The sequence below is a fragment of the Flagellimonas onchidii genome, from assembly GCF_004804315.1.
GTDB classification, from domain to species: Bacteria; Bacteroidota; Bacteroidia; order Flavobacteriales; family Flavobacteriaceae; genus Flagellimonas; species Flagellimonas onchidii.
On the sequence record NZ_SRXX01000010.1, the window covers coordinates 164,527 to 183,893 of the forward strand.

At 40.5% G+C, this 19,367-nt stretch carries 15 protein-coding genes and 1 tRNA gene; 6 read left to right on the plus strand and 10 right to left on the minus strand.

The window, feature by feature from the left end:
- Positions 1 to 131: 131 nt before the first annotated feature.
- From E4661_RS12170 to E4661_RS12185, 4 genes are all read right to left on the minus strand, one after another.
- Positions 132 to 965, minus strand: coding sequence for a LytR/AlgR family response regulator transcription factor (locus tag E4661_RS12170; protein ID WP_136467725.1), 834 nt, complete (start codon positions 963 to 965; stop codon positions 132 to 134).
- Positions 966 to 1,051: 86 nt separating this feature from the next.
- Positions 1,052 to 2,230, minus strand: coding sequence for an acyl-CoA dehydrogenase family protein (locus tag E4661_RS12175; RefSeq protein ID WP_136467726.1), 1,179 nt, complete (start codon positions 2,228 to 2,230; stop codon positions 1,052 to 1,054).
- Between the two features lie 56 nt (positions 2,231 to 2,286).
- Complete coding sequence (locus E4661_RS12180; RefSeq protein WP_136467727.1) at positions 2,287 to 3,000, minus strand: tRNA1(Val) (adenine(37)-N6)-methyltransferase; 714 nt, start codon at positions 2,998 to 3,000, stop codon at positions 2,287 to 2,289.
- Positions 2,984 to 4,423 (minus strand): sulfatase family protein, encoded by a 1,440-nt coding sequence (locus tag E4661_RS12185; protein ID WP_136467728.1) that lies wholly within the window; start codon positions 4,421 to 4,423, stop codon positions 2,984 to 2,986. Before E4661_RS12185 ends, E4661_RS12180 begins: the two co-directional genes overlap by 17 nt.
- 158 nt (positions 4,424 to 4,581) lie before the next feature.
- On the opposite strand from E4661_RS12185, the gene E4661_RS12190 reads away from it, so the two are divergent.
- Positions 4,582 to 5,088 carry a hypothetical protein gene (locus tag E4661_RS12190; protein ID WP_136467729.1) on the plus strand — a complete coding sequence of 169 codons (507 nt, stop codon included), beginning with the start codon at positions 4,582 to 4,584 and terminating at the stop codon, positions 5,086 to 5,088.
- A 142-nt stretch (positions 5,089 to 5,230) separates the two neighbouring features.
- Here the strand turns inward: E4661_RS12190 and rimM are convergent, their stop codons facing one another.
- The 4 genes from rimM to E4661_RS12210 form a co-directional block, all read right to left on the minus strand.
- Positions 5,231 to 5,758: a ribosome maturation factor RimM gene (rimM, locus tag E4661_RS12195; protein ID WP_136467730.1), complete on the minus strand. Its 528-nt coding sequence runs from the start codon at positions 5,756 to 5,758 to the stop codon at positions 5,231 to 5,233.
- Positions 5,759 to 5,770: 12 nt separating this feature from the next.
- Entirely contained in the window at positions 5,771 to 6,343 is a 573-nt protein-coding gene (locus tag E4661_RS12200; RefSeq protein ID WP_136467731.1) for a 30S ribosomal protein S16, read from the minus strand.
- A 127-nt stretch (positions 6,344 to 6,470) separates the two neighbouring features.
- The gene (locus E4661_RS12205; protein ID WP_136467732.1) at positions 6,471 to 7,223 is read right to left on the minus strand and encodes a LytR/AlgR family response regulator transcription factor; all 753 of its coding nucleotides are present in this window, start codon (positions 7,221 to 7,223) and stop codon (positions 6,471 to 6,473) included.
- A 2-nt stretch (positions 7,224 to 7,225) separates the two neighbouring features.
- Positions 7,226 to 9,121, minus strand: coding sequence for a sensor histidine kinase (locus E4661_RS12210; RefSeq protein ID WP_136467733.1), 1,896 nt, complete (start codon positions 9,119 to 9,121; stop codon positions 7,226 to 7,228).
- Positions 9,122 to 9,334: 213 nt separating this feature from the next.
- Between E4661_RS12210 and dnaE the strand changes: the two genes are divergently transcribed.
- From dnaE to E4661_RS12235, 5 genes are all read left to right on the plus strand, one after another.
- The gene (gene dnaE / locus E4661_RS12215) at positions 9,335 to 13,825 is read left to right on the plus strand and encodes a DNA polymerase III subunit alpha (RefSeq protein ID WP_136467734.1); all 4,491 of its coding nucleotides are present in this window, start codon (positions 9,335 to 9,337) and stop codon (positions 13,823 to 13,825) included.
- Between the two features lie 104 nt (positions 13,826 to 13,929).
- Positions 13,930 to 14,247, plus strand: a complete 318-nt coding sequence (gene trxA / locus E4661_RS12220; RefSeq protein ID WP_136467735.1) for a thioredoxin — start codon at positions 13,930 to 13,932, stop codon at positions 14,245 to 14,247.
- Between the two features lie 80 nt (positions 14,248 to 14,327).
- Complete coding sequence (locus E4661_RS12225) at positions 14,328 to 15,257, plus strand: DUF58 domain-containing protein (RefSeq protein WP_136467736.1); 930 nt, start codon at positions 14,328 to 14,330, stop codon at positions 15,255 to 15,257.
- A 127-nt stretch (positions 15,258 to 15,384) separates the two neighbouring features.
- Positions 15,385 to 15,461, plus strand: a tRNA-Asp gene (locus E4661_RS12230).
- Between the two features lie 420 nt (positions 15,462 to 15,881).
- Positions 15,882 to 16,178: a hypothetical protein gene (locus tag E4661_RS12235; protein ID WP_136467737.1), complete on the plus strand. Its 297-nt coding sequence runs from the start codon at positions 15,882 to 15,884 to the stop codon at positions 16,176 to 16,178.
- A 141-nt stretch (positions 16,179 to 16,319) separates the two neighbouring features.
- Here E4661_RS12235 and E4661_RS12240 read toward each other — a convergent pair whose 3' ends face one another.
- Complete coding sequence (locus E4661_RS12240) at positions 16,320 to 17,906, minus strand: autotransporter outer membrane beta-barrel domain-containing protein (RefSeq protein ID WP_136467738.1); 1,587 nt, start codon at positions 17,904 to 17,906, stop codon at positions 16,320 to 16,322.
- 652 nt (positions 17,907 to 18,558) lie between these two features.
- Positions 18,559 to 19,367, minus strand: an 809-nt coding sequence (locus E4661_RS19075) for a hypothetical protein (RefSeq protein ID WP_168796367.1), incomplete at its 5' end; no start/stop codon positions are given.

A 19,367-nucleotide genomic window follows, 5' to 3' on the forward strand; every position in this document is an offset into this window, starting at 1 on the left:
AATCATTCAACCAATATCTAGGTTGAATCCAAGATGTTTTCATGGTCAGCAAAATAAAATGCTCAACCTTTTCAAGTGGCTGTTTTAAAAGGTTTTGTTACGAAAAAGGCCCATAAAGGTATTAATGGGCCCTAATTGGGAAGGTGCGCTTTGAAGTTTTCGCGATATCCAGATGAAACTGTCAAGGTTTCTTCAGGCATGTGTTTTACGCTCAATGAGTATCCTTTTCTTGTTTTTTTAACCGATGCCAAGTGAGCTATATTGACCATATAAGAACGATGAATTCTGATAATGGACGAGTCCTCAATTTTATCCTCTAGTTCTTTGAGGCTACTTCGCACGAGCTCGCGAACTACTTTTTCTCCCTTCTTACAATAAAGTTCCAAATAGTTTCCGGCAGATTTTATGTAAAGGAGCTGCCCATATTTTATGGCTAATATAATTTTATCGTTCTCTCCCTTAATGACCAACATGCTATTGGATCCTTGTTTAGAAATATCGATCTTATTTTCAAGCTCGGTAACTTTATTTACTTTTTCTATCACCCAGAAATAAATGAGCACTAAAACATAGGGCACTACAGTAACCAATCCAACTTGTCTAACAGAAGTCAAAAAATCATCCCATTTTTCGGAAAATGCTTCCAATTCTGGCAAATACATTAGATGAAAAACGTATGAAATCAGTAAAATCTCAAATACACCAAAAAGAACTAGGCTGTACAGTTTAAAATTATTCAACTTAAGAAGTCTTCTAACACCAAACTGAGTAGTTAAAAGAATAGCCGATCCAAGTAAGATATATTCATGAATCAAGCTTTTCCCCCACTGATTAATGTTAAAGGGAACATACACCAAAAGAAAGGCCAATGAAAAAAGCCCCACAAAACCTATAAGAATCAATCGGTTGCGAGTGGAGTCAAGATATGGGGTCCTTTGGAGGAGTATCGCCGTAAAGTCTTTCATAATAAAAAAGCCGCGTATTAGGCAGCCACTTTTATCGAAACTACTAAAAATAATTGAATGTCTCTGGGGTAGAGAAAATCCCTTTTTTATTTAAAAGCAGCGTGACCTGTAATATCAGCTCCAGTGATTAGGAGGTGGATATCGTGCGTACCTTCATAGGTAATTACACTTTCCAAATTCATCATGTGCCTCATAATACTGTACTCACCTGTGATTCCCATACCACCAAGCACCTGTCTCGCCTCTCTGGCAATCTTTATGGCAATTTCCACGTTGTTCCGCTTGGCCATAGAAATTTGAGCCGTTGTCGCTTTGCCTTCATTTCTGAGTTGCCCCAATCGAAGCGCTAATAACTGAGCCTTTGTAATTTCAGTAATCATTTCGGCCAATTTCTTTTGTTGTAATTGTGTGGCCGCAATAGGTTTACCAAATTGAACACGTTCCTTGGCATACCGAAGTGCTGTGTCGTAACAATCCATAGCAGCGCCAATAGCTCCCCAAGCAATTCCATAACGGGCAGAATCTAAACAACCCAAAGGAGCACCTAAACCACTTTTACCAGGCAACAGGTTTTCCTTGGGAACTTTGACATTGTCGAAAATCAACTCCCCGGTAGCGGAAGCCCTCAAAGACCATTTATTATGTGTTTCGGGAGTGGAAAATCCTTCCATACCACGTTCAACAATCAATCCATGAATTCGACCTTCCTCGTTTTTGGCCCATACCACGGCAACATGAGCAAAAGGCGAGTTAGAAATCCAGAGTTTAGCACCGTTCAACAAATAGTGGTCGCCCATATCCTTGAATTTGGTCTCCATTCCTCCTGGATTGGAACCATGGTTGGGCTCGGTAAGTCCAAAACAACCCATCCATTCGCCGGTGGCCAGTTTGGGTAAGTATTTTTTTCGTTGCTCTTCGATTCCATAAGCGAAAATCGGATACATAACGAGTGAAGATTGCACAGAAGCGGTAGATCTTACCCCGCTATCTCCTCGTTCAATTTCTTGCATGATCAAACCATAGCTAATCTGATCTAAGCCTGCTCCTCCATATTCTTCAGGAATATAGGGACCAAAGGCACCTATTTCTGCCAATCCACCAATAATTTCTTTTGGAAACTCCGCTTTTTGGGCATACTCTTCAATAATCGGTGACACGTCTCTTTTTACCCATTGGCGGGCAGCGTCACGCACCAATTTATGTTCTTCTGAAAGTAAATCATCAAGATTGTAATAGTCGGGAGCTTCAAATAAGTCTGGTCTCATGCAAAAGAAATTTGGCTAAAGGTAATAATGAAAAACAACAGAACAAGTCATTTTTGTTACATTTTTAAATAGAAGTCCTTGGTTAGTTCAATATATTCCTTAGTGAATTGATGACGCCCTAGTTCTATGGTCAATTCATTGGTTTCGACAGGTTTTTTCGAAGATCCAAATTCCAAAAGACTTCTTTTTAATTCAGCATCCGGATTTCCCTTTACCCTAGTTATTCTGAAGGGGAAAAGATCAACATTACTGGCCAGATCCACAAATCGCTTTTCTTCCTTAAAAGGAAGGATTACGGAAAAAAGTCCTTCAACCGACAGCAATCTGGAAGCTCCTTTCAAAAGTTCTTCGAACGGAAGGGAGCTTATTTGACGCGCTGCATCCCTCGATTCATCTCCACTTGAAACCTCTTCTGTATAAAAAGGAGGATTAGAAACAATGAGATCATATTTTTCTTCTACCTCGTCCATAAATTCATCCAAACCTGCATGGTAGCAAAACAATCGGTCACCCCAAGCTGAGGCTTCAAAATTTTCGACGCACTGCTCATAGGCACTCTCATCCAGCTCTATGGCATCAATAATTTCAGCACCACATCTCTGGGCCATTTGCAAAGCAATCAACCCTGTACCCGCACCAATATCCAAAATAGAGTCAGGTTTTTCGGCAATAGAAGTCCAAGCTCCCAACAAAACCCCATCGGTTCCCACCTTCATGGCACATTTGTCCTGATGGATGGTAAATTCTTTGAATTTAAAGGGCTTGTTCATCCAATCTTCCCGGTTCCCTGGTTTCAGTGCCCTCCAATTCAAGTAAAGAATCCCCAAGTCTTGTTCGCATCTCGTTGGCTAAAAGTTTTATCCTCTCGACCACTTCGGGATGCTCGGCAGCTACATTTTTGGTTTCGCTTATGTCATTCTCAACATCATACAACTCAATATCCTCCATGTCAATCCAGCGGTATTCTCCGGGTAGACCATCTTCTCCAGGTTCCTGCCCATCCATGGTACGATATCGGTGCGGAAAGTACAATTTCCACTTTCCAGAGCGGACCCCAAACATTTCGTTAACCCTATAATAAAAGAAATATGCTTCCTGGACAGGTTCTTCACTCGTCCCAGTCAATACTTTCCAAGCACTTTTACCATCAATGATATTGTCGGGCAGTTGTGAATCCGTAAGCTCAGCAATGGTTGGTAAAATATCAATGGCCATCACTGGTGCGTTGATTTCTTGTCCCGCTTTAAGCTTGGCAGGATACTTCATAATAAAAGGCTCGCGTTGCCCACCTTCCCATGCGGTACCTTTTCCTTCGCGAAGTGGTAAGGCACTCCCGGCATGGTTTCCATAAGATAACCACGGGCCATTATCTGAAGTAAAGATTACAATGGTGTTTTCCTCAAGCCCATTTTCTTTTAAAGCGTTCATGATTTGACCTACAGACCAATCGATTTCCATAATCACATCGCCATACAATCCTCTTTCTGATTTTCCTTTGAATTTATCCGAAACAAAGAGTGGCACATGAGGTTGCGGATGTGGCACGTACAAAAAGAAGGGATTGTCCTTATTCCTTTTGATGAAATCCACGCTACGCTCGGTTATCTGGGTGGTGAGCTGCGATTGCTCTACCAAGGTATCGATTACGGTCTCATTTTCGTATAGCGGTAAATCAGGAAAATTAAATATAGGCCCTTGCTGCGGATGAAACGGCCACATATCGTTCGAATACGGAATACCAAACCATTCGTCAAACCCATGTCGAGTGGGTAAAAACTGCTTGTGATGCCCCAAATGCCATTTACCATATATGGCAGTGGTATAACCTTTATCCTTGAGCATTTCTGCCAAAGTAGTTTCAGTATCATTTATCCCGTGGGTATTGTCCGGCCCCAAAGCATTGTGAATTCCGATACGATTGGGGTAGCATCCAGTCAAAATCCCTGCTCTTGATGCAGAACAAACCGCCTGGGCAGCATAGTAACTGGTCAATTTAACGCCGTCAGCCGCCATTTGATCCAGGTGCGGTGTTTTTATATCAGGAGAACCAAACACCCCAACATCTTGATACCCCTGATCATCAGTGAAAATCAAGACTACGTTCGGAGGTGACTTGGGCTTTTCTTGTTCAGTAGTTTTCTCTTTGCACGAAAGAAGGCAAAAAGCAATGACAATACAATAGTAGCGAATCATGGTTGGAAATATAAGTTTGATATAAATATAGGCCTAATACTTTTATCAATTCAAATTGGGGTTTGATAAACCCAAACGGGGCATTCGTTAAATGGCACATCGAATCACAATCGGTAAAACGTACATTCGCGGCTAATTCTAAAACATCCAAATTTATTATGAAGAAAATTTTATTTGTATTGGTAGCTGTAGTGGGTTTAACAGCCAGTGCGCAGAATGACAACAACTCAAGTGCATTATCTAAAAACAGTTGGGTCGTTGAAATCAACACAGGTTCTTATGCAATAGGCAGCACGGCTTTTTCCTTAATTTCCGTTGATGGGTCTACATTTTATTCTGTTGGAGCAGAAGCCGGCTATTTTATAGCTGATGACTTGGCCCTCAAAGCTGGTTTAGGCTATGGAGGTGGAGATGACTCCGATGGAGTTTTTAGCTATAAGCTTGGAGCCAAGTATTATGTGATTGGAGAGTTTCCTATTGGGGTTGACTTCACTGGAAATACTGCTAACGGAGACAGTACCAACTGGGTAGGGCTTCAAGGTGGTTATGCTTGGTTTGTTGCCAACAATGTAAGCATAGAACCCACTTTACGTTACAACGTTGCCATAGACAAAGAGGCTGCGAGTGTTTTTCAAGGTTTAATCGGATTTGCTTTCCATTTCTAAATTTTGATAAAGCAAATAAGTTATTGAAAAAGGGAAGCCAAATGGCTTCCCTTTTTATCTTATATGAGTTTTAAAAACACCCCTACCCTTCGACTGTGCTCAGGGTGACACCCTCTCAAAGACACAATCTCAATTGAAACAGCTAGTTTAAATACAAATCCACCAAACCTTCGGGAGTTTTTACATGGATGGTTTTTGATTTTCTGTCTACTTTGGTAATGATATCATCACTTATAGGAATCAACAATTCCTTACCATCCTTTTCCGCTTCAAAAAGCTCTTGAGAAGCGCTATCGTTTACTGCCTTTATAATTCCAATATTTCCATGGACCTCGTCCATCAAAGTGAATCCTATCACTTCATGGAAATAGAACTTGTTTCCGGTCAGGGGAGGAAGCATCTCCAGCGGGAGGTATAATTCCGAACCTATGATTTTATCTGCTGAGGATTCATCCTCCACTTCTTCAAAATCTATCCGAAGCAGGGCCGATTTGTGCAACCGACAACGGTCAATAAAAAATGGAACCAGATTGTTTCCCAATGAAACAAAAACTGATTCCATGTTTTCGTAGATTTCGGGCTCATCGGTATCGAGTTTCACCAACACCTCACCCTTAAAGCTATATTTTGAAACGACTTTGCCCAGATAGAAGCAATCTTCCTTGCGCATCGTCAGAGTGGTTTACTCTTCTTCTTTGCTAGCTTCAGCGGCAGGAGCCTCTTCAGTTTCAGCTGTAGGCTCTTCAACAGCCGCAGTTTCTTCAGTTACTGCTTCAGCAGCTTCCTCAGCTACTTCTTCTTCAACTTCTGGCAAAGCAGCAGCGGCTCTCTTGTCGCTTACTTCTTTTTCAGCTTCCAAAGCTTTTGCCTTGGCTTCCGCTTGAGCTTTGCTCAAACCTTCAACCTTAGATGCAACAGCTTTTTCTTTTTCTTCAATCCAAGCTTTGAATTTTTCTTCAGCTTGCTCCTCGGTCAAAGCGCCTTTTCTAACCCCACCCAACAAGTGGTGCTTCAACAACACGCCTTTATAAGAAAGGATAGCTCTTGCCGTATCGGTAGGTTGTGCTCCATTGTTCAACCACTTAACGGATCCATCTACATCCAAGTTAATGGTGGCAGGATTGGTATTTGGGTTATAGGTTCCCAATTTTTCCAAAAATTTACCATCTCTTTTTGCTCTGGAATCTGCAGCAACCACCCAATAGAATGGTTTACCTTTTTTACCGTGTCTTTGAAGTCTAATTTTAACTGGCATATCGCATTAATTTGTAGGGTGCCCGACCCTGGTTATTAATTCTATTTGAATCGCTTTCTACTTAAGCGGGTGCAAATATAATGTTTTTGTTAAACTCCACAAGATGCGACACTTAAATTCCCATCCACTATTTTAGATGTGGACCATAACTTCTCCCGCTGATTATCTTAGTATTATGTTGATCAGCCATCACAATTGCATATCGACTATTGAAATAAGGTTGAAGCTCCAAAACCTTATCGGTATTCACTATAATTGAGCGATGCACTCTTAAAAACATATCTGTCAATTGTGCCTCCAACTGAACCAAAGATAAATCCATCAAATGTTCTTTCCCCTTCATTGTAAAAAGACTCACATATTTGTCCTTGGCCTTAAAATAAGCGATGTCCTCCAACCGAACAAAAGTGATTTTCTTACCGGAACGTACGGTGACCGACGTAGGCTTTTTGGCCTGTACAGTTGAATCGTTGATTTTTTGCAATAACCCCAAAAGGTGTTCCGTACTGTTTTCTTTTTTAAAGAACCTCAATTTGTCAACGGTCTTGGCCAACCTCTCCTTTCTAACAGGTTTTACCAAATAATCAAGACTATTGGTTTCAAAAGCCTCAAGTGAATAAGTATCATAAGCAGTACAAAAAACCACTATCGGGATTTCTTCGAGTTGTTGGAGCATTTCAAAACCAGTCATTCCAGGCATTTGTACACCCAGAAAGATAAGATCTGGCTTCAAGCTGACGACCATTTCAAGCCCCTCCACTCCGTTGGCGGCCTCACCAATCACATCAAAAACATCTTCATGTTCCTTAAGCAACATCCCCAAACGTACCCTGGCAGGGGATTCATCATCAATCAGTAAAGTTCGATAAGGACTATTCATGGCTAATCGCTTTGGAACCCTTTGTTGGTAATTTCTATCCAAATGCGCTTCTTTGGCAAACTTTCCCAATTAAGATAGGCTTCTTTTTTATAGGTAAGTTCAAGTATATCATGTACACTTTGCAGGCCATATCCATTGACCACTCCTTCAGGAAAATCAGAACCATTATCATACACTGAAATTGTGATGCCTTGTTCATTCTTTTCAACCTTAAGTTCAATAGCTCCTTTGTCCATAATCTTTGAAAACCCATGCTTTATAGCATTTTCAACTAAGGGCTGTATGATATTTCGGGGAATTTCCAATGTGCTGGCTGATTCATCCACGAAAATAGTGTACTGCATACGTTCACCAAAGCGAATCTGTTCGATTTCAAGATATGATTTTATGGCTTCAATTTCATCATTGATAGAAGTCATGGACCGATTTTCCCGATTGATGTTATGTCGGAACAAATCAGAAAGGGACAAAGCCATTTTTTCGGTCTTGTCAGCATCGTTATGAGCCAATCCCGCTATAGAATTCAATGAGTTGTACAGAAAATGAGGATTGATCCGTGCATTGAGGGAAGCCACCTCAGCCTTAGATTTGAGCTCTTTAAGCTTGCTCAATTCTACATCTTTTTGACGCAATAAGGCATCGGAACGTTCTTTAAAATAGAGGAAGACACCTCTTCCAATGGCAAAAACTGCAATACATGCCACCGTTAACACAATCATCAAAGTATCTGGATTACTCCGTGACGATTTTAGAAAAAGTATTACCAAAGCAAGAATCAAGACAAGCATCGTAAAGAATATTTTCAACAATATTTTATAGAAAAGGCCATATGAATCTTTTACAAAATATTTTTCCGCAAAAAACAAGGCCATCGCCAAAACAATAGCAATCATTGCAAGACCAAAAGAACCAAAGAAATATTCAAACAAAAAATCTCCCTTAGGACTATCATTCCCATCAAAATAAGTTATGACAGGAGTGTACAATTCAACACAGGCAACCATAATAATCACCAAGAATATCAACAATGCATTTATCAAATATGCCATATAAGGTATTTTGAACTTTCTTGTCAATATGGTTTTGTATGATAAAGCAATCAACAAAAGAAAAAAAAGCACATAGATAACAATCTTAAATCCCAGAACTAACTCCTCCGGCCAATAAAAGTTCAGATAATACCACACTCCCTCGTTGAGCACCTGCGCTTTAAGTTGATCTTCCAAATCAGGTGCGTAGAGCTTGGAAAGGCAGAATTTATCCCTTTCGGTAAAATCATAATAGTTGTAAGCAAGGTCATCACGCACCACTTGGTACTGGCCTTGGGTAAAAATACTCCATGGATTTTCAAAATTTTGGGCTGATGCCAACCCCCTTATCACAAAATATTGTACAATTTTTGACCGATCTTCTTGCGGAACGGAATCACCTATAATGGAGGAAAAATAGCGCTCCGTTATGGCATTGTTATAGCGGCCACCCACATTTTCTATACGGGAGAAATTTCGATGCAATCCGCCTTCCCCATTTAAGGATGGAGGCCCTTGCACCTCGTTTGGCCTATAATTAGGAGATAGCAGTTCTATGGTTAAATTAGCTTCCTCTTTTTTATTTGTCTGGAAAATTTTGTTCGGGATGAGCTTGGCAACCTCTTGTACCATTGTCTCTGCTGCCAAACTATCGAAAGGAGTTCCATTAATCAACCAAATTTTTATGTCACCATAGTATTTTTGTGGGTATGTATATTTAGTAATTCCCCTATTGACAAATGTTTCAACAAGATAGTTCCAATAGACTGTTTCTTGCTCCGAATTCAAATTGAAATCAGGTTCTTTTTGGGCAATGGCATTTTGGAGCAGCGCAAGACACAAAAAAGCAAAAAGTGAGATTTTTTTCATTGTGGTAAAGGTATCAAAGTTGTTTATTGCCCCAAATGTCTTAACCAAGGGCTCTGCACCATAGCATTTTCAGATGGACTGCACTACAGACTGACAAAATGCATTTTACCATCGTTGATAACTGCTGATAAATCAAATACGACCTCATATTGGTTTTTTATATTTTTATTCATTGCATTTTAGCAATGCCCGAACCTGCAAGACGAAATCTGTATGTACCTAATTTTTGATACCGAAACCACTGGATTGCCTTCAAGCTACAAAGCTCCGATGACCGATAGCGATAATTGGCCCCGTTGCATTCAAATCGCTTGGCAGTTGCACGATGAAATGGGAAAAGTGTTGGAGCACGACAATTTTATGGTGCAGCCCGATGGATTCAACATTCCGTACGAATCGGAAAAAATTCACGGCATATCGACCGAATTGGCATCGGCGGAAGGTATTTCTTTGAAAGAAGGTTTGGAGCGTTTCAATACCGTTTTGGCAAAGACAAAGTTTATTGTGGGCCAGAATGTGGGGTTTGATGTGAACGTTATGGGTGCCGAATTCCATAGGGCTGGAATAACCTCAAATTATGATACTTTACGCTATTATGAGCTGGATTTGGAATCCTTCAATTTCACTACCAAACGAAATAGAGAAGGAACTTGGGCTTTTGATGATTTGAATGCTGACGACAAGAACAAACTGGGCATTTTGGACACCTGTACCGAACACACCGCCCAATTGTGCCAGATTCCTGGAGGACGAGGCGGTAAATTCAAGTTGCCGACATTGACGGAGCTCCACGAATTTCTGTTCCACGAACCCTTTGCCGAAGCACATAACGCAACCGCGGATGTGGAGGCCACTACCCGATGTTTTTTCGAACTAGTTCGAAAACAAGAGTACACCATTGAGCAATTGGATGTACAACCGGACTACTTCAATCGGTTTTCCGAGGCGAATCCGCAACCTATTGAACTGATTGGCCTAAAACACATCAACCTCAAAAAAGCATCCAAAGCAATTGCCGATGCCCTTTGGGCTGAGGATACAGGTGGGATTTCCGAGGATGAAATCAACAAGAACGTTGAGAGTCTGGCCGATGCCTCATTTGCACATTTGCACAACCACTCGCAATTTTCGGTGCTTCAATCTACCATTAATATTAAGAGCTTGGTCAAAGCCGCGGCGGAAAACAATATGCCCGCTGTTGCACTTACAGATCATGCGAATATGATGGGCGCCTTTCACTTTGTAAAGGAGGTCAAAGCCCATAACAAATCGGCCAAGGAAAAGAACGCGGAACTAATTGAAAATGGAGAAAACCCTTCTGAGCAGGAAATCACTCCAATCATTGGCTGCGAATTCTATGTTTGCGAGGACCACACCAATAAGAATGTAAAGGACTACGGATATCAAATCGTGCTGTTGGCCAAAAATAAAAACGGCTATCACAATTTGGCCAAAATGTCTTCCATTGCTTATACTGACGGTTTTTATTACGTTCCCAGGATTGACAAAAAAATTGTGGAGCAATACAAAGAGGATGTCATTGTCCTTACCGGAAACCTTTATGGGGAAGTTCCCAATAAAATTCTCAACGTAGGTGAAAAGCAGGCCGAAGAAGCTTTGCTTTGGTGGAAAGAACAGTTTGGTGAAGACCTATATGTAGAAATGATGCGCCATGGGCAGGAGGATGAAGATCGAGTGAACCAAGTCTTGGTTCCAATGGCAAAGAAACATGAGGTAAAGCTCATAGCCTCCAACAATACCTATTATTGCAATAAAAAAGATGCCGAAGCACACGACATCTTACTCTGCGTAAAGGATGGCGAAAAACAAGCCACACCTATTGGTAGGGGACGTGGATACCGCTTTGGATTACCTAACCAAGAATATTATTTCAAGTCTTCTGATGAAATGAAGGCACTCTTCAAAGATGTGCCCGAAGCCATTCTGAACATACAAGAAGTCATTAACAAAGTCGAACCTTTCGATTTGGCAAGAGACGTACTGCTACCAAAATTTGACATCCCTGATGAGTTTATAGTCGAAGAAGACAAAGTGGATGGAGGTAAACGTGGTGAAAATGCTTACTTGAGGCATATCACCTATAAAGGTGCTGAAAAGCGTTACGGAGAAATTACGGATGAAATTACTGAACGGCTCGATTTTGAATTGGGAACCATTGAAAACTCAGGCTATCCAGGTTATTTTCTGATTGTAGAGGATTTCATTCGTGAAGCTCGAAATATGGGAGTTTCCGTAGGTCCAGGTCGAGGTTCCGCCGCCGGATCCGTAGTGGCCTATTGTCTTACAATCACCAACATTGACCCGTTAAAATATGACTTGCTTTTTGAGCGGTTTCTAAATCCGGATAGGGTGTCCATGCCTGATATCGATATTGATTTTGATGATGAAGGGCGTGGTAGGGTCATGGATTATGTGATTGACAAATACGGAGCCAATCAAGTAGCACAAATCATCACCTACGGAACCATGGCTGCCAAATCATCGATACGGGATACCGCACGTGTTTTGGATCTGCCGTTGAACGATGCGGATCGTATTGCCAAGCTTATCCCCAATATGTCCAAACTAGGTAAGATTTTTGGGGTCGAAGAAGCTCAACTGAAGAAAAAGTTCCGATCAGACGAGCTCGAAAAAGTCCATGAATTATTAAACATTTCGGAAGGAGATGACCTAGAGGGCCAAACAGTGAACATGGCCAGGGTTCTGGAAGGTTCCGTAAGAAATACGGGAATCCATGCCTGTGGGGTCATTATTACACCGGACGACATTACCAACTTCGTTCCCGTAGCCACGGCCAAAGATTCCGATTTGTATGTGACCCAATTTGACAACTCCGTGGTTGAAAGTGCTGGACTCCTCAAAATGGATTTCTTGGGTCTTAAAACCTTGACCTTAATCAAGGACACGGTAAAAATTGTCAAAGCAAGAACCGGGGTTGAATTGATTCCCGATGATTTTCCTTTGGATGATGAAAAGACCTATGAGCTTTTCCAACGAGGTGACACGGTAGGGATATTCCAATACGAATCCCCTGGGATGCAAAAGCACATGAAGAATCTAAAGCCCACGGTTTTCGATGATCTTATTGCCATGAATGCCCTTTACCGTCCAGGGCCCATGGAATACATTCCCAGCTTTATTGCTAGAAAACATGGCGAAGAGGAAATTACCTATGACTTGCCGGACATGGAGGAATACCTAAAGGAAACCTACGGAATTACCGTCTACCAAGAACAGGTGATGTTGTTGTCCCAAAAATTGGCAGGATTCTCCAAAGGTGATGCCGATGTACTTCGGAAAGCTATGGGGAAAAAGATTTTTGCACTACTGCAAAAGTTGAAGCCCCAATTCTTGGATGGTGGGGAGAAAAATGGGCATCCAAGAGACGTTTTGGAGAAAATCTGGAAAGATTGGGAAGCCTTTGCCTCCTATGCCTTCAATAAAAGTCACTCTACATGTTATGCCTTTATTGCCTACCAAACCGCATATTTAAAAGCCCATTATCCCGCAGAATATATGGCAGCCGTACTGTCCAACAACATGAACGATATTAAGCAGGTGACATTCTTCATGGAGGAATGTAAGCGTATGGGACTTGAAGTGCTTGGACCAGATGTAAACGAATCCTACTATAAGTTTGCAGTAAACCAGAACAATGCGGTTCGCTTTGGCATGGGGGCCATCAAAGGCGTAGGTCGTTCCGCAGTGGAAACTATTGTAGAGAACAGAAAAAAGGACGGAGCATACAAATCCGTTTTCGATTTGGCCAAACGCGTAGAGCTTCGTTCAGCCAATAAAAAGTCCTTCGAAAACTTGGCCCTAGCCGGAGGATTCGATTCTTTTGGGGACACCCATAGAGCACAGTACTTTCATGATGAGGGAGATGGCATCACATTTCTGGAAAAAGTGATAAAGTCTGCGGCAAAATATCAAGAAAATAAAAACTCCTCCCAGATGGATATGTTTGGTGGAATGAGTGAAGCCCAAATTGCAGAACCTGTAGTTCCTCCTTGCGAAGATTGGGGCACCATGGAAAAGCTTCGTAGAGAGAAAGAGGTTGTTGGCATCTATATATCCGGCCATCCTTTGGATGACTTCCAAAAAGAAATCAAAGCTTTCTGCAATAGCACTATTTCAGCATTTACCGAGCTAGAACCTTACGTCAACCGAGAGCTTACAGCTGCCGGGGTAATCACGGATGTACAGCACCGTGTCTCCAAAAATGGTAAGGGGTGGGGACTTTTTACTTTAGAAGATTACACCGATACCTTCGAGTTCCGAATTTTTGGCGAAGAATACCTAAAGTTCAGGCATTTTTTAATGATTAATTCCTTTGTTCACATAAAAGCCTTTGTCCGCGAGGGCTGGGTCAACAGGGAAACAGGAAAAAAAGGAGAGCCGAGGCTACAGTTCAATGACTTTAAGCAGCTCCAAGATGTAATGGATGCCTATGCCCGGAAATTGACCATTAAATTGGATATCGCCCGTTTGCAGGAAAAGCGCATTCAAATTCTAAAAGATACGCTTAGATCCCATAAAGGTGATCACCCACTTAATTTTGTAGTCTACGAAATGCAGGATGAAATCAAACTAAATCTATCCAGTAGAAAACAAAAGGTTAAAATAAATAGCGAACTGCTTTCGTTATTGGAGGCAAATGAGATTCACTACAAACTAAACTAAAAGACTATAGCTTATGTTGATGGCACAATCAGTAAAACGAATGCCAAGAGCGTAAGGAAACTAACCTTTATTTGACTAAATTTGCGAATATTAAAATAAATAAAATGGCACTAGAAATAACGGATGCAACTTTTGATGAAGTAGTACTTAAAAGCGATAAACCTGTAGTTGTGGACTTTTGGGCAGCTTGGTGTGGCCCTTGTAGAATGGTAGGTCCTATCATTGATGAGGTAAGCAACGAATATGAAGGTAAAGCGGTAGTCGGAAAGGTTGATGTGGATGCAAATCAGCAATTTGCCGCCAAATACGGTGTTCGAAACATCCCGACGGTTCTTGTTTTCAAAAATGGAGAGATTGTTAACCGCCAAGTAGGTGTTTCTCCTAAGAAAGCATATACCGATGCTATAGACGCTCTTTTATAAAGAAGGTTGATCTGATAATTTAGAAAAGGTTTGGCTTTTGCCAAGCCTTTTTTGTTTTATATTGATCTTTAAATCTGAAAATGGACATACGATCAGAACTCCATAAAGCCGCTTTGTTTCAAAATCTGGAGCTTTTGGCCAATCAAATTGTTGAAGGGTTCATCAGCGGAATTCATAAAAGTCCTTTTCATGGGTTCTCAGCTGAATTTGCAGAGCATAAAATCTACAATCCTGGAGAAAGCACCAAATATATTGACTGGAAACTCTATGCTAAAACCGATAGGTTATATACCAAACGCTATGAGGATGAAACCAATCTAAGGTGTCATATGATTTTGGACAACTCCCCTTCTATGTATTACCCAGAAGTGATTAAACCTAGTTTGGATAATTTGAATAAAATTGGTTTTGGAGTATTGGCCATTGCAGCCTTGATGCAAATTCTGAAAAAACAGCGTGATGCTGTTGGATTAAGTATCTATTCAGACACCTATAATTTTTATACTCCTGAGAAAAGTAGCGAGCGCCACTTTCAGATGCTCTATTCCAAATTAAATGAGGTTGCTGAGGTCAAGGAATCTGGAAACACTACAAAGACCTATACTTTTCTACATCAGATTGCGGAAAAAATTCATAGACGAAGCCTGATATTCTTATTCTCGGACATGTTCCAGACAGAAACTGAGCACTCACAACTTTTCGAAGCCCTACGGCATCTGAAGTACAATAAGCATTCCGTTGTGCTGTTTCATTTACTTGACCATAGGCTCGAACGTAATTTTGATTTCGAAAATACTCCCAAACGATATATAGATCTTGAAAGTGGGGAGCATATAGATTTATACGCTGACAACATTAAAAATGCCTATCACCAAAAAGTAGAAGAATACATTGAAGATTTAAAGTTAAAATGTGCACAATATAAAATCAAATATGTGGGTGTAGACGTAGAATCAAGCTTCTCTCATGTGTTGAACACTTTCATGGTGGAGCGACAAAAATTTGTTTAGTCATTATTTTTAAAAAATGTTTTGTTGAATAAGAATTGACAATGTATATTTGCACTCGCTTTGCAAAAAGCAATTTGAACAAGATTTGAATCTGACTGTTGTCAGAGTCTATTAAGATAAAATCATTGGTCTGGTAGTTCAGTTGGTTAGAATACCTGCCTGTCACGCAGGGGGTCGCGGGTTCGAGTCCCGTCCAGACCGCCAGTAAAATCAAGCCCTCCAAGATTCGGAGGGTTTTTTGTTTTTAAAAAATGCATACTTTGTGCATAGTTTTTGTTTTCCCACTAAACTTTAACATTTTTTAACCCAATTTGTGGGAATTAAAATTCCTTCGGAGGGTTTACATCTAGTATTAATGTAGATTTTGTTGGATTCTAATCATAAGGGACGCACCTGTACCACTAGCAATTATATTTTTTAGAATATTTGAGGAAAGGTAAATGTTGCGTAAATACTTTTCAGTTGCCCACCGAATGTTAAAATATTATGAAATCATTCCATTCTGTCCACCAGAAATCCTCTTTACCCAACAAACGCCTTTCACCATTTATCATGATTTCCAATCTATCAATATTGCTTTTTTCATAGTTCCCATTCACATAAACCCTCAAAAAAACTAAATCTGTGAAAAGCTCATCCACTTGTACTTCAAAAGGTAATTCTTGTTTCTCAATCTCCTCCTCTACTGCGCAGCCTAACCTAATTGACCTTCAGGCAACAATCTACAGCACAGGTGATAAAATCTACGCCCAAGCCATAAACCCTGTAAATCATCGTTTAAGAGCTTCTTTTGTCTTCTCTTTTAAAATCCTGAACATCCACGAGTATAGAGTTCAGTCAAAGATGGAGCTTTTAAAATTTTTGAATAAAAAAAAGAGGTTGCCCAAAGGACAACCTCAATTGTTAGAACCCATTTTATAGGGTTACCCCACTAACAAACTTCTTCAGAGTACTTATTTATTTTCTCTGATTTTTCTTCGTCTAGTTGCAAAGTAGTCGCAATTCCAATTTCTATCAGTAACAATCTCACGTTTACAAGAATAAAAATACACCCGTAACAAACTAATCTATTCTCAGCCATGTAACTCCAGTACTTTGAAATTCCATGGAACTATGCCCAGGTATGGTTGAAATTTGTATTCCATCAAAACCGGCCAAATTAGGGCCTATAAGTCGGTTAGTGGATGTCCTGTTTACAATGCGATAAACTCTCCCTTCATGTTCTGATGCTTCTGGGAATATAATGACAACAGCTTCGTTGCGAATAACTACCGTATGGTGCGTATGATCTAAGGTCAATCTCACAGGAGCACCAAGCGGACTTATCACTAAATCTATTGGTTTGATATTATTTACAATAATTTCCCGTCCTTCAAAGGTTAATCCTCTCCCAGGATTTAATTCAAATCCGTCAGAAGTATTAGCCTTTAATCCTCGCCCAGGAACTATTTGAAGCTTGTTACCAATAGAAAACCCTAATCCTAACCCGGCATCTATTCTTAATGCGCCATTAAGAAACCTTAATCCACCCCCAGCGTTTACTTCAAGCGCTCCGCTATTCACCCTTAATCCATTCCGAGTGCTTACTTTAAGTGCTCCATTATCCAATTCTAATCCACTGCCCAGGTCAACCCAATCGGTCCCAGTTGTAGTGCTGGAAAGCAATCCCCCCATTGCTCCAGGGAGGCCATTGCCATCTTTAAGGGCACCACTGATATGAACACTGCCAACAACATCCAGAGCATCGTCAGGAGCTGTGGTTCCAATACCTATCCGGCCTTTGAGTGCAGTGGTCGCCACTTTGTCATTTCCCAGCACAACAGAATTACTTCCCAGACCAATTGCTTCATGTCCAATTACTATTTCATTATCAGAACCAACTTTTGCAGTTCTTGTTACCGCTCCCAAATATACAGATCTATTAGACCTAGTATTAGTAATGCTATTTTCTGTGTCAGCCCATCTTCCTGCTTGAAACCCTATAGCAATATTACTACCTCCAGCAAATAATTCACCTAAGGCATTATAACCTAAAGTAGTATTGCCTTGAGAACTTATGACTTTTCCTCCTGCCCCAGAACCAATAAACGTATTGTACAAACCTCCAGCTAAATTCTCCCCCGCTTTAAACCCTACTAAGGTATGTCCAGGATTCTCCACTCCTAAATCAAATGATTCACCAGCCCCTTGCCCAATAAAAACCGAAGTGCCCAATACTTCAAGACGTGGACCGTCCATCACAAAATGCTCTTCGCCCCCCATCTCAAAACGAATCTTATCTTCATCAGCATTCTTCTCCACTTGTACCCTTGTATCACCATCAATGTCTTTTAGCTCTGCTGGTAGTGTAGTTTTCCCAGACAATAGCCCTACCCATTTAGTTCCATTGTAATAATAATATCCTTCTGAAAGGCCACTGCCGTCCGGAACGAACACAGTAAGACCTTCTGCCGGTGCAATAATGGTAGAGGTATCGGTCTCTCCCGTAAGTGCCACTCGGGGCAAAAGCACCCCTTTGTCCGTGGCACTTACATCTAGGATAGAAGAAGCATCGGGATTCAAGGTGTTTATCCCCGTTGAAGTCGTCTGGGCTATCATATGCACACAAGGTAATACCATGGATATTGCCAATATAAAATATTTCATCATCTATTAAAATCTTATTATTTTATCATTATTTCAATCCTTATTCCAAGAGGCAATAAATTTTGAACTCTTTTAAAGGAGGTTTCTTTGTGGTTACTCAAAAAACCTTGTATTCTCTTTTTCTTACTTAAGGTGAACCCTTCACATGATGTGAACGGAGGAGCCTTCACCGCAACGCCATGGGTCACCTCTTGCGATGGGACAGTGGCACCACCGTTCGACTCGAAGGACACTTCCCAGCTACCTGGACTATCATCCCTGCTGCACGAACTCGCTATATATATGCCAACACACAAAAGCAATAGCAATATGAATACATCACAGATGACGCCAACTGTCTTTCTTTGTTTCTGTAGTTTTTATCCAACAAGAATAGGCCTTTCTATTCTTTACAGAGGGGTTCAACGAAACCATCGGCATCTTTGATGTAATAACTGAAAGCTTATTCTTAGACCATTATATCTAAAAGATAAACCAGAAAACCAATCTTAAATAAACTTTCACTTTCCCATGTAAAAACCATATGAAATGAATATTTGACAATTAGGAAATAACTTATTTTTCTTCATCTAGTTCTAAAGTAGTCGCAATTCCAATTTCTATCAGTAGCAATCTCACATTTACAAGAATAAAAATACACCCGTAACAAACTAATCTATCGTAATCTTTCCCATGTAACTCCATTACTTTGAAATTCCATGGAACTATGCCCAGGTATGGTTGAAAGTTGCATTCCATTAAAATTTCTCAAATTACGGCCAATATCCCGAGGAGTGGATGTCTTGTTTACAATGCAATAAACCCTCCCTGTATGTTCTCCTGCTTCTGGGAATATAATTCTAATACGTTCGCTGTTAATAAATACCGTATGGTGCGTATGATCTAAGGTCACACTCTCTACAGGACCAACAAGATTATTTCCCACATTAATTAGTGGTTTGATATTACTTACAGCAATTCTTCTTTCCCCATCAAAGACTAAACCACTCCCAATCCTTGCTTTAAGTTCGCCAAGAGCAATCTCTAATCCACTCCCGGGATTTAGCCTGTTACCTATAATCTGCCACCAAATTCCAGTACTTTGAATTGTAAGAGAACTATTTGCTGGTATAGTTCTCACAATTTCTGATAATGTAAACCCTTGTACATTAGCACCAATAAAATTCGCAGGTTTATTTGACAGGTTTACAATATGATAAACTCTTCCCATATTATCATTATTTAAGATTGGCAGTCCAATATTAAAGGCGTTGCCAGACAAAATCACCATATAGTCATTTTCATTCAAGGTATATGTTTCAACAGAAGATCCAGAATTGGTCAAAAAATTCACTGGGTTGGTATTAACAACTTCAAGTACTCCAAAAGCATCAAACCTTAATCCATTCCCAATGTTTACTTCAAGTCTACCAAACCCCGCTCTTATTCCATTCCCAGTGTTTACTTCAAGTGCGCCATTATTCA